Genomic DNA, 19,390 nt, shown 5'->3' on the forward strand with positions numbered 1-19,390 from the left:
ATTAGTGTTGCAGAAAATCGCTAAGCGATTAGTTTAAGCCGATCAATCACACGTTTCCGGTGCTTTTAAGCAGTCGGAGCGTGGGGGTAATTTTGTGCCTGTCTCTTTCACGGATCAATTGCTTTATATTTGATATGTAGAAGCATACGGTATTTGTCGTTATGAATATTCCAACAACCATCGGCAACACGGTTAATGCCATAATTTTATGTTGCATTCCTTCGATCCACCTGTTGCTAAACAGACAGATGAAATGGATCTTAATGTACGGCAAGTACTTACTTAGGGAAGTAGACATATTCTGAGCTAGCCAGCAATGTTTGGCTCTTTTGTTTCCTTAACGATTGCTTCGAGAGCGTTCTAGCTCGGGGTATGAAAAGCGGTCCAGATCCGTTGGATGTTTTAAATGCATTCAGCTCAATCGTGTAGTATGACATATAGACAAGTGAGTTCCCTCCTAGTTTGTTTTGATAAAACCAATTCTACAGAGAAACTCACTTGTTTTCTATATTCAAATAGAAAAATCGTGCCAGTGAATATTGTATAGCCCGAAAAACGACGTAATCATTGTGATATCAATGGTTACGTCGTTTTTTTATTGTGCTAAAAATGCGTACTATTTTACTTCTTTGTTTCTTTTAAAACCTAATCTTATCATAGAGATGGCTTTTTCTGTGGTGTTTGCGGTTAGGTGAATGAGTAAGCAATGCCGATTCGAGAATCACTATTCATTAGGCGATGGCTCAATTTCTGGCTTGAACCATTTGAATGATTTCAAAGGGGTGCACCGGCTTACTGTAATAGAACCCTTGCATTAAGTAAGCCCCTAGGTTCATAAGAATCGTTTCCTCCTCAATCGTTTCGACGCCTTCAGTAATGACATCTAATTCAAGTCTTTCTGCGATAAACAAAATCCCTTCGATGACTGCCTGTTTTCGTTCTTCCCCAATGGTTGCGATAAATGATTTATCTAATTTGAGGGTATCAATCGGCAGTGTATCGAGCAAGGAGATAGATGAGTAACCGGTCCCAAAGTCATCCATTGATACTTTAACCCCCAACGTACGTATCTCGCTAATTTCTTTGACAACAGCGTCAAGGTTATTGTAGACAACTGTCTCAGTGATCTCAACTTCTAAGAGTTCAGCATTTACGTGATGGAGCGCAAGCATATCTGCGATGGTATCTTTTACCCGCACGGACTCGATAAATTTTATTGATAAGTTGACGGCAATCGGTATCTGATAACCATCAATTTGCCAGCGTTTAATTTGCTGGATCGCTTGATCCAATGTCCATGTCGTCAATGCAATGATAAAATCGGTCGACTCAGCAATAGGAATGAATTCACCAGGGGAGATAAATCCGATTTTGGGATGTTGCCAACGAATAAGTGCTTCGACACCAACAATTCGTCCAGTAACTGCATTAATTTTCGGTTGATATTGTAAGTAGAACTCATCCTTTTGGATAGCGAAAGGAAGATCTTGTTCTAACATCAAGCGCCGCACACGTTCGTGTCCCATCGCTTCTGAGTAAATTGCGTATTGATTACGACCGTTTAATTTGGCTTGATCAACAGCAATATCAGCTTCCTCGAGTAACTGAATCCCTCGTTCATGACGCTGATGACAGAAACTAATCCCAATACTAATGGAAATGAGAACAGGTGCATCTGTAAGATGGAGAGGTTGATTCAAATCGGCACGTAGTTCTTCAGCAAAGCTAATAATGCGTTTTTCATCATTATCTTCAACTAGAATTAAGAATTCATCACCACCAATACGATAGGCGCTAACCCCGGTGGTGACATACTGTTGAACAATGGCTCCGACTTGGTTTATAACCCGATCGCCAGACTGATGACCTAATGTGTCATTGATTGTTTTAAAGCGATCAATGTCAACAAATAAGGCAGTTAAACAATCGCCCTCAAAGAATTCAAAGAAATGATTCATCGCGTGGCGGTTGAGTAATGGTGTTAAGGTATCTTTAAAGGCGAGTTTTCTTAGAACACGACGATCAAATAACATCATCCCCCACGAAATAACCAATAACGTTACCGTGGAAAAAATTACTGCGAATAAGAGGTTGCGATTTGATGAGGCTTGATTTAAATCATCACCATGGTGCATCTCAATTGTCATGGCAGCCATCCCGATATAGTGCATACCCGAAATCGCAACACCCATTACAACACTCGCAAGAATCTTTAACCCTTTACCATCGTGTTGAGAACGAAACTTTAAGAACAAAAAGAGCGCAACGTACGATGCTATAAAAGCCACGATAATGGAAAAGACAACAAGCAAAGGTGTATAACGAATTACGGCTTCCATTTCCATTGCTTCCATACCTAAGTAATGCATAGCAGTGATACCAGACGCCATCGCAGCGCCGCCTGCCAATAACCTGCGCTTATTAATGCGCTTAGGGACGGTTAGCATAAACGCCAGATATGAAGCACTAACACTTGCAAGCATTGATATGAAGGTTATGAAAGGGTCATATGTGACGGCCATTGTCGTATGAAAAGCAAGCATTCCGATAAAATGCATGGACCAAATCCCTAATCCCATGACTAAGGAACCAGAAATAAGCCAAAATCGTTTTGCTTTCACGCTTGCATCAACAAGCTTTGCGACTATATTTAATGCTAAAAATGAAGCGGTCATCGCAATGATGACGGATAGTCCAACAATCGACAATTGATAGTGATCTAACATGTGTTCACAACTCCTAAACGACAGATGAATTAATTGTATGATACATAATGAATAGTATGTCCTATATATATTAACATACCTAAAGGTCTGTTAATACAAAAAATAGCCATTACCTACAAGGGGAAAGGAGTGCACTAACTATTTTTTTACATTTAAAGAGCGAAATGTTTATAAAATCTATCGAATTCTTCTGTTTTTATGCATTCGTTAACAATTTTGTGCACCGCTATGGTAAGATACAAATTGTGTGTAAAATGAGATGTCATGTTAGGAGTATATTCATGTATAGACGAAATCGCTTTATTTTAATCATGGGTTTTACGATTATTGTCATTTGGTTCCTTTCACTATGGGCGGTACAAACGGAATATGAAAAGAATCATCATCAATTTTTAGTTGAACGGTCTAATCTGTTGGAACGCTCAACGGCTTCTGTTATTTCCTCGTATGAACGGTTCTCAAATTTTATTTTTGAATCCGCTGTAAATACCGAAGAAGTGACAACCTTGATGCAACAAGCAACAAAAGCATCAGAGGAAGAACAGGCCAAGATTAGAATGGAAATGTATACAATATTTGAAGATATGTATGAGGTTGCGAGTGACTATGATTTTAGACAACTCCATTTTCATCTGCCGAATGGCGATAGTTTTTTGCGAATGCATGCACCAGATAAATTTGGCGATAATTTGTTCGATTTAAGAGAAACCGTTAGAATGACGAATACTGAGAAACGTTATACACGTGGGTTTGAAGAAGGTCGTATCTTCAATGGCTACCGGTTTGTTTATCCGTTATTTTCTCTAGGTGAGCACGTTGGTAGTGTAGAAGTGTCTATTTCACTGGAAAGCATTATTTCTATCTTAGGTGAAATGTTTCCTAGCGTTCGCAGTAGTTTCATTATTGAAAAAGAAGTGATGGAATCAACGGTATTTGAAACTGAACGATCACGCTACGAACCATCACTATTAGCCGAAGGTTATGTCGTTGACGAAGCAGTGGCAGAACTTATTTCAGAGGAAGAGGCGTCTTATTATAAGGACAATCAATTACTTGATTTGGTTCGGTCATCAATTGAGGATCCTATTTTGTCAAAAGAGTCATTCGTTAAATTGATTCATTATAACAAACGTGACTATGTCATTTTTTATTCAGAAACAGAGAACTTTAAAGGTGACCCGGTCGGTTATTTCACTTATATTTTACCTACGACAGAATTGCGTACGATTGCGGCCACAAGAAATATATCGGTGTTTACCATTACAGCAATCTTTTTACTTGCCGCTGCTTTTGTTTACATCTTCCATCAACGTCAAAAAGCCATGCGTGAGCTTGCCCGGAAAGATCCATTAACGAACTTGTATAACCGCCGTTACTTCTACCAACGTGTTGTGAAATTAATGAAAATGCATAAACAGAAGCAACATTATTTTGCGATTTTGGATATTGATTTTTTTAAACAAGTCAATGATCAGTTTGGTCATGGAACAGGGGATGAGGTTTTACAAGCGATAGCTCGAATCATGTGCGAAACATTAACTAACGACGAGATTTTCGCTCGACATGGTGGGGAAGAATTTATTGTTATGTTGCCACATACGCACCGATCAGCAGCGATGATTTACTGCGATACGTTACGGCGTGCAATTGAAGATTACTCTTTCTCTGGTGTCGGTCATATAACTGTAAGTATCGGGGTTACAGAGTATCAGCAGGCAGAATCGCTAAAAGCAGTGATTGACCGAGCGGATAAAGCATTATATGAAGCAAAAGCAAGTGGTCGAAATAAAGTAATCTACAAATAACCTAATGAAATCAATAATGATGCACCCCCTTGCTTTTAAATAAAGCAAGGGGGTGTTTTATTTAGCTTAAGAATAGACGGTGTATGTTTAAGCGATTTCATTTACGTGGATATTACAATCTTTTTATAGCGTGACAAATAAAATTGATTAAGGAAATGCGTTTTTAACGCCTGTTGGAAGGGAATAAACTAATTATAGTTACCTGTAGTGTCGTATGTGTTTATCATTTTAGTAAGCGATTTCTTGTCAACACGGATGGCCTTAATAAATTAATTTTAATTTGAGGGGTAATATTGTTAAGTTTTTTAAATTATTATACAATTGAGATAATTTAATAGGACTAAAAAACGCTAGAATTAACAATATTAGTTATTGAGGGTTCGAAAGTACCTGGGTTTTTTACATTAAAGTATAAAAAGAAGTGAATGCAATTGCTGTTTTTGTTGTTGGGTTCAGTTTTACACTAAACAGACTAAACAAAAGGTGGGATTATTTATGGATATACATAACACAGTAGACCTAGAGGCATTAAAAGCTTTTCATACAGAAGCACTGTACAACAGTTATGACTACTTTGGTGCGCATGTAATTGAACAAAACGGAAAAAAAGGCGTGCTTTTTTTGGTATGGGCCCCGAGTGCAGAGGCCGTTTCACTGGTTGGAACCTTTAATTATTGGAATGACGAAGCTAACCCGATGGATCGCGTAACCGATACCGGTGTTTGGGGTGCTTTTTTCCCTGACATTACAACTGGTGAAGTTTATAAATATAAGATTTTCACCGCAGATGGACGAGCGATTTATAAGTCAGATCCTTATGCGTTCTTTTCTGAAGTAAGGCCAGATACGTCGTCGGTTGTGTTTGACCTTAACCAATTTACTTGGTCTGATGATAAATGGCTTGAAAAGCGACAAAACTTTAACCCTTATCAATCACCGATTAATATCTATGAACTCCACTTAGGTTCTTGGATGATGAAAGAAAAAGGTAAGTTTGATAACGAAGCATTTAAATCAGTGGATCCAAGCAGTTTTTACAACTACCGCGAAATTGCTGACGAGTTGGTCCCTTATCTAAAAGAGATGAACTATAACTATATCGAAGTGCTGCCACTGACTGAACATCCTTTTGATGGCTCTTGGGGCTATCAAGTCACGGGTTACTTTAGCATGACGAGTCGTTACGGTACGCCGGAAGATTTGATGTATTTAATTGACCAATGCCATGCGGCTGGGATTGGGGTAATCTTTGATTGGGTACCCGGACATTTTTGTCGTGATGAACACGGCTTGATGTACTTTGACGGCACGGAATTATATGGCGGCATTGACCACCCAAACTGGGGGACGAAAAAATTTAACTTTGAAAAATCGGAAGTACGAAACTTCTTGATTTCAAACGCTTGCTTCTTCTTCGAGAAATTCCATATTGATGGCATTCGTGTTGATGGGGTAACGTCGATATTGCAGTTGAACTTTGGCATGGACCATGAACCCTACCGAAATCAAGAGGGTGGCATGGAAGACTCATGGGGGATTGCGTTCCTTAAGGAACTCAATCAAGAAATATTTAAACGCTATCCGTTTGCGATCATGGCAGCAGAAGAATCATCCAGTTGGCCTCTTGTGACCTATCCGGTTGATAAGGGTGGCCTTGGCTTTAACTATAAATGGAAGATGGGTTGGATGAATGATACCCTTGATTACATTGAACTTGATCCATTGTTTAGAAAAGGAAGTCATGACAAAATAACCTTCTCCATGCACTACGGGTATAGCGAAAACTTTATTTTACCCTTCTCTCATGACGAAGTTGTTCATGGGAAGAAATCTCTGATTGATAAGGCTTTCGGTACCTACGAAGAAAAGTTTAAAACATTGAAGTTATTGATGATGTACCAAATCACACATCCAGGTAAGAAACTCAATTTCATGGGGAATGAGATCGGGCAATTTTTAGAATGGCGTTACTATGAGCCGGTCGAATGGTTCTTATTGGATTACCCCATTCACGAAGAACAACGTCAATTTAATCAAGCGCTCAATCGTTTATACCTAACTGAACCAAGCTTATTTATTAAAGATCACGACCCTGATGGTTTCCGCTGGGTAGATGCAGATAATCGTGACCAGAGCATTTATAGTTACTTGCGACTTAGTAGTGATGAGGATTACATTCATGTTGTGCTTAACTTCACACCAGTCGCATATGAAGGATTTAGAATAGGTGTTAAGGATGAAGGGGAATACCGGATCATGTTTAATACATCCACCCACCCGTACCGCAATAAAAATTATAAATATGTAAAATCCGAAGCCAAACCGATGCACGGGTTTAAACAATCGATTGTCTTGCCGCTAGGAGGTTTGGAAGGATTGATCATAAAAAAGAAGCGAGTCGTTAGAAAATAACGATTTAGAATTCAAAACACATTAATGGTTAGATAGACAGACTGAAGGGGAGAGCTTTCATGAGTAGTAAGCACACAAAAACATTTGAACCCTATCAATTATTTCTTGATCAGTATGTGAAGAAATTAGGGCCAATCGATGAATTGGAAGGATTCAAAGTTAGGCCAGGTTTTTTTGATGAGTACGGCGCAACGGTTATTCCAGGAGGGGTTAGTTTCACCGTTCATTCACAGCATGCGACCAGCTTTAAATTGGCACTGTTTGAACGGCAAGCTGAAGAACCCTATGCGATCTTACCCTTCCCAGAATCATACCGAGTCGGTAATGTCTATTCGATGATCGTATTTGGTGTTGATATTGAAGCCTTTGAATATGCGTATCTTGTCGATGGGCCGTATGAACCGAGAAAAGGCCAAATATTCGATGACTCCAATTATTTACTTGATCCGTATGCAAAAGCAGTCACTGGGCAAAGCGAGTGGGGCGTTACGCCACCCTATGGCATGACCTACCGAGCGCGTGTCGTTTCAAGTGATTTTGACTGGAAGAAATCACGGTCACCACACATACCGATGGAGGACCTAATTATTTATGAACTCCACGTTCGTGGGTTTACTAAAGATAAAAGTTCCAACGTAAAACATCCAGGGACATTTAATGGCTTGAAGGAAAAGATTCCTTATCTTAAAGAGTTAGGTGTAAATGCGGTGGAGCTGATGCCCATTTTTGAATTTGATGAGATGAGTGGCATGCGAAACCATAAAGGTAAACGGCTATATGATTATTGGGGCTACAATCCGATTTCTTTTTTCGCACCAAATACTGCTTATAATTCTGACATTGAATACAATCATGAAGGCACCGAACTAAAAAAAATGATTAAAAAATTACATGATAATGGGATTGAAGTAATTCTGGATGTGGTCTTCAATCATACTGCAGAAGGTAATGAGCAAGGCCCTAGTATCAATTTAAAAGGCTTTGATAACAGTGTGTATTACATGTTAACGCCAGATGGTCAATACTTTAATTTTAGTGGCTGTGGCAATACCTTGAATTGTAATCACCCAATCGTCAGGCGAATGATCATCGATTGTTTACGACACTGGGTGATTGAGTATCGCATCGATGGTTTCCGTTTTGATTTAGCTTCAATTCTTGGGCGAAATGAAGATGGTTCACCAATGAATAATCCACCGCTCTTACAAAACTTAGCCTTTGATCCCGTACTATCTGAAGTTAAACTGATTGCTGAAGCATGGGATGCCGGTGGACTTTATCAAGTCGGTTCTTTTCCCGACTGGAATCGCTGGTCGGAATGGAATGGGAAATATCGTGATGATTTGAGAGAATACCTCAAAGGTGAGCCAGGGTTAAGTCACACGGTATGTGATCGAATTGCTGGTTCGGTCGATTTATATCCACCTGAATCACGAAGTAATTCGGCATCAGTGAATTTTCTCACCTGTCATGATGGCTTTACGCTTTATGATTTATATAGCTATAACGAGAAACATAATGAAGCAAATGGTTGGAATAATACTGACGGTGAAAATGATAATCATGCATGGAACTGCGGTATCGAGGGAGAAACAGATGATCCTCGAGTTATTAAATTACGTCATCGGATGATCAGAAATGCCTTTACTACATTACTTATGAGCCGAGGTACACCGATGATAACGCAAGGCGATGAATTTTTACGGACTCAATTCGGTAACAATAACGCATATTGTCAGGATAATGAAATTTCTTGGGTTGATTGGACTTTAAAAGAAAAAAATCAAGACATGGTTAATTTTGTTAAACATCTGATCACGATTAGGAAAAGTCATCCAATCCTCAGACGACAAACACAGCCTGCCAAATCAGGTTATCCTCCGTATTCTAAACATGGGGTAGATGCTTGGTACTTGTCAGATTGGGAGGCGGTGCGCGTGCATGGCGTCATGTTTAGTGGACGTGACATCACTGGTGAAAAGGATGATTATTGCTACATTGCAATGAATAGCCACTGGGAGAATCATATGTTGGAATTGCCAACGCTACCGGAACCGTATCAGTGGCAGCTACATGTTGACACAAGTCGACCAACGACGCGCGCGTGTATATTAGCAGAGCATTTAGAACCCATTGAATCGTCACATGTGGAAATTGAAGGGAGAAGTTCCTTAGTGTTTTTCTCGCATCGTCATTAATTTGGCCCTGTGAGTAAAATAGATGCAACATCACAAAATGAGTTGGGGGAGGCTAAACTTATGAAAAAGACAGATGCAATTGCGATGCTCTTGGCAGGGGGTCAAGGGACACGCTTAGAAGATTTAACCTTAAAAAATGCAAAGCCTGGTGTCATGTTCGGTGGGAAATACCGGATCATTGATTTCAGTCTAAGTAACTGTTTCCATTCTGAGATTTACACTGTGGGGGTCATGACCCAGTATAAACCACTTTTGTTAAATCGCTATATTGGAAACGGGAATGCCTGGGCCTTGGATAAAGTTAATCAAGGTGCATATATTCTTCCACCTTATATGCGTGAGGACCATGCCGAATGGTATCGAGGAACAGCAGATGCTGTCTATCAAAACTTTGAGTTTATCGAAATGTATGACCCAGAATATGTGGTCATCTTATCAGGGGATCACATTTATCAAATGAATTATCGCCCAATGATTGAACAAGCGAAGGAAAAAGATGCTGATTTAACCATTTGTGTGCGAACTGTCCCGTGGGAAGAGACGTTCCGCTTCGGTATCGTTGATACAAATGAAGAGATGCGCATTGTAGACTTTCAAGAGAAACCGAAAGATGCGAAAAACAACATGGCCTCGATGGGGATTTATGTGTTTAAATGGTCTGTTCTGAAGGAAGCACTTGAAAAAGATCATTACGATGATGCATCACAAAAAGATTTTGGCCATGATGTCATTCCACGTCTACTTAACGAAGAAAAAAACATTTTCGCCTATTTATTTGATGGGTATTGGCGTGATGTTGGAACGGTCGATAGTTACTATCAAGCGAACATGGATTTGCTTGACCAACGCGACGATTTAGATTTAACCAAAGACAAATTACGTGTCTATTCAAATAATGAGAACCGCGAACCTCACTTTGTGACAAAAGAAGCGAATGTGTCCAACAGTCTAATTGCCGATGGTTCTTATATTGCTGGGACAGTTAAACATTCCGTTTTAAGCCGTGATGTCATTGTTGAAGAAGGAGCTGTCGTCGAGGATGCGATTTTATTTGGCAATGTTCGGATTAAAAAAGGTGCGGTTGTGACACGGACGATTGTTTCTTACAACGTGGTTGTCGATGAAAACGAAATTGTCGGACAAAAAGATTCCGAAAATGTCACACTTTACACAGGGGAGGCATCGTCATGAAAAAAGCAGTGGGTATTATCGTTAATAGCTCAAACCAATTAGATTTGGATGAATTGATTCAATATCGTAGTATTCATACGATTCCATTTGGTGGGAAATATCGTTTGATTGATTTTCCTTTATCCAATTTAGTGAATATGACCGCCGATCTCTATGTCGGTGTGATGGGCTCTTATAATTATCGTTCGCTCGTCGATCACTTGAAGCAAGGTCAAGACTGGAACCTTTCCCGTAAAAGTAATGATTTACTCATCTTGCAAGGGGATCGTTCAGCCAAAATAGGTCGAGTCAGTCGGATTTCTATTCAAGACTTTATTGACAACAGTGCCTTCTTTCATAAATTACCAGATACTGTCGAACACATCGTCATTAGTGGCACGAATGTGATTGCCAATATTGATATGAAACATGTGATTGAAACGCATGAAGGTAATGATGCGGATGTGACCATGTTGTATAAACATGATTATCAAGGGATGATCATGAATAAAGAAGTCCATTTAGATTTAGAAGAAGGCAAAGTCATTGACATTTTTGAAAATCATGAGCGTGAAACGTCAGGCGATCTCTTTATCGATACCCTGGTGATAAAAAAGAATTTGTTCATGGAAATTTTAGATGAAGCGAAGAAAAGAGGGTTGATTGATTTTATTGATTTATTGAAACATTGCCTTGATGACTGTAAAGTCATGGGTTATGCAATTCCCGGCTATGTAAAAATCATAAATTCAATTCAAAGTTATTATGAGGCGTCGCTTGAGCTACTCGAGTGTGATGTCCACAGGGAACTATTTAAAAATGAACGAAAAATTTATACCAAAGCAAAAGATAATCACCCAACCGTTTATGGAAAAGATGCTAGTGTTAAACAAGCGATGGTGGCTAGTGGAGCCGTAGTAAATGGGACGGTTGAACAAAGTATTGTTTTCCGGAATGCACGGATTGAAAAGGGTGCGAAAATAAAGAATAGTATCATTATGCAAGGTGCAATTGTTGAAGAAGAAGCGGTTGTTGTGAATGCGATTTTGGATAAGAATGCTGTCGTGAAAAAGGGGCAATTCATTACCAGCTCAACGACAGAACCGATTTTAATTAAACGAAAAGAACAATAAGGAGCTGAGTGAGGGTGAAAATATTATATGCAACTTCTGAAGCTTTTCCATTTGCGAAAAGCGGAGGACTAGGGGACGTTGCTGGTGCATTGCCGAAAACATTAAAGAAAAATAATGTCGACATTCGCGCTGTCATGCCACTGTACAAAGATATTCCAGAACATTATAAAGAGAAGATGGAGAAGATTGGGGAGTTCGATGTCCAGTTAAATTGGAGAAATCAGCCGTGTGAATTATACGTGTTGAAGCATGATAATGTTTTTTGGTACTTCATTAAAAATGATTACTACTTTGGCCGCAGCGGGCTTTATGGTTATTATGATGAAGCGGAACGCTTCTTGTTCTTTTCAAAAGCGACTTTGACCTTTTTACCATTGTTTGATTTTTGTCCGAATATCATTCACTGCAATGATTGGCAAACCGCTGCGATTCCGATGCTGTTGAACAAACAAGTCGGCATCGGTTGTGGTCATCAAGTCAAAACGGTACTGACCATTCACAACATTAAATATCAAGGGGTTTATGGCGCAGAGACGCTGTTTGAATTATTAGGTCTATATCCAAACGATATCACCAGTGAACTTGAGTTTAACGGTGCGATCAACATTTTAAAAGCGGGTATTTACTATTCTGATTATGTCACAACTGTTTCACCGACCTATGCAGAAGAACTGGAACATGCTTATTTTGCAGAAGGACTGGACGGTGTCATTCGTGATGTGAAATGGAAGATGCGTGGGATATTAAATGGGGTTGATTATGATCTCTTTAACCCAAAAACCGATCAAGCGCTCTACAAAAATTATGATACTTTCGCAGGGAAGCAGGAAAATAAACAAGCATTCTGTGAAGAATATGATTTAGATCCCGAGAAGTTAACGATTGGGATGGTGACACGTCTCGTTGAGCTAAAAGGCATTGACCTCGTGATGCGCATGATTGAAGATATCATGGAAGAAGATGTACAGCTTGTCTTATTAGGTACAGGAGAGTATCACTATGAGGAGTTCTTCAAGTATGTAGCGGATCGTTGGCCGAGACAAACGTCAATTCATATTCGTTTTAGTAATGAGATGGCATCAAAGATTTATGCGGCAAGTGATGTCTTTCTGATGCCTTCCCGTGTTGAACCGTGTGGCTTAAGTCAGATCATTGCCTTGAAGTATGGAACACTACCGATCGTAAATCGAACCGGTGGTCTCAATGATACGGTAAACCATATCGATCTTGAAAAAGAAACTGGGACTGGTTTTATCTTTGACCATTATAATGCCCATGAAATGTATGAACAAATCAAACGAGCAAATGAACTCTATCAAGATAAAAAAGTCTGGGAGACTTATGTCAAACAAGCATTTGCCGCCAACTTTGATTGGGAAAAACAAGCGATTAAATACTTTAATGTTTATAAAACAGTTGACATGAAGTGAGATTAACAAGCAGTGAAGGGAAAGCACCTTCATTGCTTGTTTATGTTGCATTTAACGACGGTTACGATCGTTTTTGGTCGCGAGAAAACGTGGGCTGTCTTCAAAAACAAAGACGGTTAATTCGGACGAGCTGGTAACACCTGGTGTTTAAGCACAACCGTGTAAGCGAATTCAATTTTTTAAGGAAAACCTATTGACAGCGAATTTAGATTTGCTATAATATGAATATGAAATCGATTTCAGGTATTTCATCAATGACGAAACAATAAGGTGAAGCAGATGCGAATTAAAGATATTGCCAAGCTCGCAGGGGTCTCACCTGCGACCGTCTCACGAGTGATGAATAATAATGGTTATGTGAAAGAGGATAAACGGAAAGCTGTGCTTGAGGTAATTGAAGCGGTTGATTATCAACCAAATGAAATTGCAAAATCCTTAAAAAGCCAAAAGTCTCGTATGATTGGTGTAATTGTCCCGAAAATCAGCACAGAAACAGCCAGTCGTGTTGTAGCGGGGGTAACCCACGTTGCAAAAACGGCAGGGTATCAAGTATTGATTGCGAATACCAATTTAGACATTGAAGAAGAAATTAAGTATTTGAAATTTCTTTCAAACAAATCAGTTGATGGCATTATTATGATGGGGACAGAAGTCACGGATCGTCATTTAGAAGTGATGAATAAATTGACAATTCCTATCGTGATATTAGGTCAAAAAGTTAGCGGCTATACTTCCATCATTCATAATGATTACGATGCAAGTTACCAAATGACCGAGTACTTAATTAATCAAGGCCATAAAGCAATTGGTTTTATTGGCGTTGATGAGAAGGATTACGCTGTGGGTGTGTTAAGAAAGAAAGGTTATCTCGATTGTTTAAGCGATTACAATCTTAATGGATCAGATGGACTTATCGCAATTGGAGATTTTGACATCGATACAGGGTTTAAGATGATGAAGAAGATTTTAGCTAAAAGCCAACCTACCGCAGTTTTCGCTGTCACGGATCACTTGGCAATTGGTGCGATTCATGCACTGTTAGATCAGGGGTATCGCGTCCCAGAAGATATTTCTGTGGTTGGAATAGGTGACATTAAGTTAGCTGAGTATTTAAATCCACCACTGACAACGATGCATTATACATTTAAGACAAGTGGTCAAATGGCTGCCGAAGCTGTTTTTGATTTAATCGAAAACAACGCGCACAAAGGTGAACAATTAATGACTTCTTTTCAACTTAAAGAACGACGTAGTGTGAAGCACCTGTAGATACGGGAGTGTTTAAAAGGGACAAGCTGTCCTTTTTAAACTGATATGAAATCGATTTCAGCTTTGCGTGAATGGGGATGAAACATATGCATGGAACCCATGCAATGTCATCATAGATTATGTGTTAAAAAATGAGGAGGTTAAAGAAATGAAATATCAACAAACGCTCGATAAGTTATTTGAAGTTGTCGGTGGCAAAGAAAACATTAAAAATTATGAACACTGCGCGACGCGCCTTAGAATCATTTTGAAAGATGACAGCAAGGTAAATAAAGAAGAGGCTGAAAAGATTCCAGACGCAAAAGGTTACTTCTTTAATACGGGTCAGCACCAATTCATTTTTGGTACTGGAAGAGTAAACGCTGTTTATGAAGACTTAAAAACAGTGATGGGTGATTCAGAGGGTAGTGCTTCGGATGGTGATTTTAAAGAAGATGTTTATAAAAACTTAAGTCCCTTACAAAAAGTTGTAAGAACACTTGCGGATATTTTAGTACCACTTATTCCAGCTTTAGTTACAACCGGTTTACTAATGGGTATTCGTGGTTTATTACTTGAGCTTGGCGTTGAGTTTGATAGTGCAGGCTTAGCACTGTTTGGGATGTTAACAGATACAGCGTTTGCATTCTTACCAGTTTTAATTGCTTATAGCTCGACGAAGAAATTCGGTGGGAATCCGATTATTGGTATCGTGGTTGGTCTGATGATGGTTGCTCCGCAATTACCGAATGCTTGGGCAGTTGCGGCTGGTGATGCAGAAGCACTTACCGTCTTAGGTATTGATTTAGTCGGTTATCAAGGCTCAATAATTCCAGCAATTATTGCCGGTTACTTGATCGCAAAACTTGAAAAAGGCTTAAGAAAATTCGTTCCGGAAATGATGGATTTAGTTGTCACACCGTTTATTAGTTTAACCGTTACGATTGCAGTTATGCTATTTATTTTAGGACCGATCTTACAAACCGTTGAACACGGTGTTATTGAATCAATTGTTTTCTTAATTGAAGCACCATTCGGCATTGGGTATGTTATTTATGCCGCTTTCCAGCAATTATTAGTGATAACAGGTCTACATCATTCATTATCAATTATTGAGATTAGCTTGTTAAATGATACCGGTCGAAATGTATTAAATACATTAGGAACGGCAAGTATGGCAGGCCAATTCGGCGCTGCGATTGCGACAGCATTACTGATGAAGAATAAAATTAAACGAAGCAATGCTTTATCTTCAACAGCATCAACGCTGTTTGGTATTACCGAACCCCTACTCTTTGGTGTGAACTTACGCCACTTTAGAATCTTTGTTTCAGGTATGATTGGTGGTGCAGCTGGTGGGTTGGTTACATCAATCTTAGGCTTAGCGGGTACAGGTATGGGGATTACGTTTGTGCCAGGTCTATTACTGTATGCAAGTAGCTTTTGGATGATTACCCAGTACATTATTGTTATTGCTGTCGCATTTATTGTTGGCTTTGTCTTAGTAAGAATCCAATCGAATGTGATTAGTAAAGAAATTCAATAAAAATGAATCAGCTTTAATTTATAAGGGTATAGGGCAACTTGCTCTGTGCCCTTTTTATCTAAAAATAAGCGAGAACCCCCCGCTTCAAACAGCTCGCATGAGCGATAAGTGGTGAGTAGTTCAAGAATGTCGACCGGATAAACGGAAAGTGTAAGCAACCCAAAATCGGGGTAAAGAAATAAGTAACAACAAAAGCCAGTAATGGGCAAGTTGCTTAGTCATAGATAAAGATAAGCGAAGGATGTGTAGTAAATGAGTAGAGTATATAGTATTGGTGAAGCGTTAATTGATTTTATTCCGAGTGTGACCGATTCACAACTCAAAGATGTCCCGTCATTTAAGCGGGTAATGGGGGGCGCACCAGCGAATGTGGCTGTCGCCGTCGCGCGCTTAGGTGGTCAAAGTGCTTTTATTTCAAAACGAGGTGAAGATGCATTTGGCGAACATATTACCGAGCAGTTACAACATTTTAAGGTTGATACCACGCATTTATTAAAAACAACTGAGGCGAATACAGGTCTTGCCTTTGTTTCCCTTAAACAGGATGGGCAACGTGATTTTTCCTTTTATCGTAAGCCAAGTGCAGATATGTTATTATCAAAAGAAGAAGTAAGGGACCTCCCTTTCGAGCCAAAGGATCTCCTTCATTTTTGCTCAGTCGATCTCATCGAAGCTCCGGTGAAGTATGCGCATATTGAAGCGATTGAACACGCCAAAAGAGAACTTGCTCGTATTAGCTTTGATCCAAACGTGCGTCTACCTTTATGGGAAAGCGAAGAGGCTTGTAAAGCGGCGATTCAAGCCTTTATTCCTTACGCAGATATTTTGAAAGTATCAGATGAAGAACTTTATTTCATCACCGGAATTGAAGATGAAGCAGCAGCACTGCAATCGTTATTTAGAGGAGATGTTTCCTGGGTGATTTATACGCGGGGCAAAGACGGTGCAGTGTTTTTAACGAAAGATAAAAAAGCTAGTCATCCAGGTTTTAAGGTTGAGGCAATTGATACAACAGGTGCAGGTGATGCGTTTATTGGGGCTTTGCTCTATCAAGTATCGCGCGATGATCAGGCGCTGACGGCAATTTCAGAACAAGCAATGCATGACTATCTAGCCTTTAGTAACGCATTTGCTGCGCTGACAACGACAAAAAATGGTGCGGTTGAGTCGTTACCAACCATTGCGGAAGTTCATGCATTTCTAAATGAGAACAGCTAGAGAGGGTGACAATAACATGAATCCACTACATGACGTTTTGCAACAATATTATCAAGAACAAATGAACATGCCGAAAGAAACAATCACCACACATTTTTGGCGACAAGCGTTTCATGTGGAGGCACCCATGGGCTGGTTAAATGACCCTAATGGTGCCTTACAAATTGATGGCGTCTATCACTTGTATTATCAATACGCGCCGCATGATGCTGCAGGCGGGATTAAATATTGGGGGCATATGCGCTCAGATGATTTGGTGCATTTTAAAGACGAAGGTGTTGCACTTTATCCTGATCAACCTTATGACTTACATGGTGTTTATTCAGGGAGTGCCTTTATCGAAAACGGTGTGATTCATTATTTCTACACCGGGAATGTGAAACATTTAGGTCATCATGATTATATTACATCAGGCCGTGAACAAAACACCATTCATGCCATCAGTCGGGACAATGGTGCAACGATTGAGAAACAACAAGTGGTTATTGCAGCAGCTGATTATCCACCGTCAATGAGCAATCACATTCGCGATCCTAAAGTGAGAAAAATTAATGGAACGTATTACATGGTACTCGGCGCCAGAGATTTAGCGGACCAAGGCCAAGTGCTTGTCTATCGATCTGATAACTTAGATGACTGGGTCTATCATGGTGTTTTTTTCGGTCCGCTTGCTCATATGGGTTATATGTGGGAATGCCCGGACTTCTTTCAATTAGGAGATCAAGAAGTACTACTGGTTTCCCCACAAGGCATTGATGCACAACCACACCGATTCCAAAATATCTATCAGTCTGGGTACTACCTTGGGTCCGTCGATTGGGAAACGGTAACGTTTACGCCGGACACACCATTTCAGGAGTTGGATTATGGGTTTGATTTTTACGCCCCACAGACATTCACTGACGAAAGAGGTCGTCAAATCCTTTGGGGGTGGATGGGATTACCTGATGCAGAATATGAAAACCCGACCGTTCCACTCGGGTGGCAGCATGCGATGACATTGCCGCGTGTACTAGAAGTACGGTCGGGTAAGCTTTATCAACAGCCACATGAAAACTACCAAGTACTTAGAGATGTAGCGGTGACGAGAGAATTGAACGTGACAGATGGGACCTATGAATATTTCAGTGGACAATTACAAGAAATCATCGTTGACATTGAGACGATAACTGAGTTATCGGTGCAGATTAAAGGCGATACGAACATTCATTTCCAGAGTGAAAAAGGGCTATTGACCCTGCAGTTGAACGAAGCGGGCTACGGCCGGAAACAACGCACCTTACAACTTGAACAATTAACCGGATTGCAGTTGTTTGTGGATCGTTCATCGCTTGAGGTGTTTATCAATCAAGGGGAGTATGTCATGACAACGCGGATGTACCCTGATGAACATGAAGATAAGGTCGAGATCACTGGTAAGCTAACCGCAACAGTCACCCACTATAGTTTACGGGAAGCTAAATAAGTTTATCTGTCCAACGAGCGCCTGTCTTTTTCTAAAAGACAGGTGCTCGCTATGTTTGGGTCAGCAAATGCAACTCGTCGTTGTGAAGCGGTGTTTGTCTTTGTATAATAGAGGTACGTGTGTGAAAACCTGAAAAAATTAAACCCTTGAATAAAGCGGTGAAAATAAAAAAAGTGATAAAGAAGAAACAAAGAAATGGAGTGGATAACGGGTGAGGATAGAACGTTCAGGAAAACCTAAGATTTGTGTACCCATCATGGCAAAAACATTGAGTCAGTTAGAGCTAGCGATTGAAACGATTAATTCTCATGAGGGGATTGATTTCGTTGAATGGCGGGTGGATTATTATCAAGAGGCAATTCCCCAAGCATTAGCCTTATATCAAACAACATTAACGAAACCATTGATTTTCACCTTTAGAACAGAAGAAGAGGGTGGCGAAGCGGCGATTACCATGGAAGCTTATACGGACTTACTTCGCATGGCTTATCACCATGCAGCGGTCGATTATATCGATGTTGAACTTAATCGTCCTGTCGATCATAAAGCCATTGTTAAAGCGGCACATCAATATCAAACGCAAGTCATTGTTTCTTATCACAATTTTAATCACACGCCGATACAAGCGGACTTGCTTGACGTGTTTCGGAGACAAGCAGCCACAAAAGCAGATGTTTTAAAGCTTGCCGTCATGCCACATCACAAATCAGATGTCTTAAGTTTGATGGATAGTGTTTTGAAAATTAAAGCAGAACTGAATATGCCAATCATTGCGATGGCAATGGGACGCTTAGGGGCAATTAGTCGGGTCAGTGGTCAATGGTTTGGCTCAAGTGTGACGTTTGCTACGTTAAAAGACCAATCAGCGCCAGGCCAACTTTCTGTAGATGTTGCGATTGATCTGATCAATCACTTAAGCGAAGTGGATCCATCTTAATCTCCAGTAGCAAGTCGAAAATAAGCCAGTTACGCGATTTTGAAAGCGCAACTGGCTTATTAGATCTGTATAAACGTAGTAATCAGCTGTAAGACTAATGCT

At 39.9% G+C, this 19,390-nt stretch carries 12 protein-coding genes; 11 read left to right on the forward strand and 1 reads right to left on the reverse strand.

Translation table 11 applies throughout. The features are described from left to right. Nucleotides 1-743 precede the first annotated feature (743 nt). Nucleotides 744-2,726: a putative bifunctional diguanylate cyclase/phosphodiesterase gene (locus DES38_RS00835; protein ID WP_110250182.1), complete on the reverse strand. Its 1,983-nt coding sequence runs from the start codon at nucleotides 2,724-2,726 to the stop codon at nucleotides 744-746. A 281-nt stretch (nucleotides 2,727-3,007) separates the two neighbouring features. On the opposite strand from DES38_RS00835, the gene DES38_RS00840 reads away from it, so the two are divergent. The 11 genes from DES38_RS00840 to aroD all read left to right on the forward strand — a co-directional run bounded on the left by DES38_RS00840 (nucleotide 3,008) and on the right by aroD (nucleotide 19,288). Then, entirely contained in the window at nucleotides 3,008-4,531 is a 1,524-nt protein-coding gene (locus tag DES38_RS00840) for a sensor domain-containing diguanylate cyclase (RefSeq protein WP_170114292.1), read from the forward strand. Between the two features lie 495 nt (nucleotides 4,532-5,026). Continuing rightward, entirely contained in the window at nucleotides 5,027-6,943 is a 1,917-nt protein-coding gene (glgB, locus tag DES38_RS00845; RefSeq protein ID WP_110250184.1) for a 1,4-alpha-glucan branching protein GlgB, read from the forward strand. A 59-nt stretch (nucleotides 6,944-7,002) separates the two neighbouring features. After that, nucleotides 7,003-9,141, forward strand: a complete 2,139-nt coding sequence (gene glgX, locus DES38_RS00850) for a glycogen debranching protein GlgX (protein ID WP_110250185.1) — start codon at nucleotides 7,003-7,005, stop codon at nucleotides 9,139-9,141. Between the two features lie 60 nt (nucleotides 9,142-9,201). Then, a complete protein-coding gene (locus DES38_RS00855) occupies nucleotides 9,202-10,332 on the forward strand; it encodes a glucose-1-phosphate adenylyltransferase (RefSeq protein ID WP_110250186.1) in 1,131 nt (376 codons plus the stop codon). After that, nucleotides 10,329-11,444 (forward strand): glucose-1-phosphate adenylyltransferase subunit GlgD, encoded by a 1,116-nt coding sequence (glgD, locus tag DES38_RS00860; RefSeq protein WP_110250187.1) that lies wholly within the window; start codon nucleotides 10,329-10,331, stop codon nucleotides 11,442-11,444. The genes DES38_RS00855 and glgD overlap by 4 nt, the downstream gene beginning before the upstream one ends. A 14-nt stretch (nucleotides 11,445-11,458) precedes the next feature. Next, nucleotides 11,459-12,874 carry a glycogen synthase gene (locus tag DES38_RS00865; protein ID WP_170114294.1) on the forward strand — a complete coding sequence of 472 codons (1,416 nt, stop codon included), beginning with the start codon at nucleotides 11,459-11,461 and terminating at the stop codon, nucleotides 12,872-12,874. A 279-nt stretch (nucleotides 12,875-13,153) separates the two neighbouring features. Then, the gene (locus DES38_RS00870; RefSeq protein WP_110250189.1) at nucleotides 13,154-14,143 is read left to right on the forward strand and encodes a LacI family DNA-binding transcriptional regulator; all 990 of its coding nucleotides are present in this window, start codon (nucleotides 13,154-13,156) and stop codon (nucleotides 14,141-14,143) included. A gap of 148 nt (nucleotides 14,144-14,291) precedes the next feature. Then, nucleotides 14,292-15,668, forward strand: coding sequence for a PTS transporter subunit EIIC (locus DES38_RS00875; RefSeq protein ID WP_110250190.1), 1,377 nt, complete (start codon nucleotides 14,292-14,294; stop codon nucleotides 15,666-15,668). A 252-nt stretch (nucleotides 15,669-15,920) separates the two neighbouring features. Beyond that, complete coding sequence (locus tag DES38_RS00880; protein WP_110250191.1) at nucleotides 15,921-16,886, forward strand: carbohydrate kinase family protein; 966 nt, start codon at nucleotides 15,921-15,923, stop codon at nucleotides 16,884-16,886. A 16-nt stretch (nucleotides 16,887-16,902) separates the two neighbouring features. Continuing rightward, a complete protein-coding gene (locus DES38_RS00885; RefSeq protein ID WP_110250192.1) occupies nucleotides 16,903-18,351 on the forward strand; it encodes a glycoside hydrolase family 32 protein in 1,449 nt (482 codons plus the stop codon). A 211-nt stretch (nucleotides 18,352-18,562) separates the two neighbouring features. Beyond that, nucleotides 18,563-19,288 (forward strand): type I 3-dehydroquinate dehydratase, encoded by a 726-nt coding sequence (gene aroD, locus DES38_RS00890; protein WP_110250193.1) that lies wholly within the window; start codon nucleotides 18,563-18,565, stop codon nucleotides 19,286-19,288. The last annotated feature ends 102 nt before the right edge of the window (nucleotides 19,289-19,390 follow it).

It is taken from the genome of Streptohalobacillus salinus (assembly GCF_003201605.1).
Taxonomy (GTDB): domain Bacteria; phylum Bacillota; class Bacilli; order Bacillales; family Amphibacillaceae; genus Streptohalobacillus; species Streptohalobacillus salinus.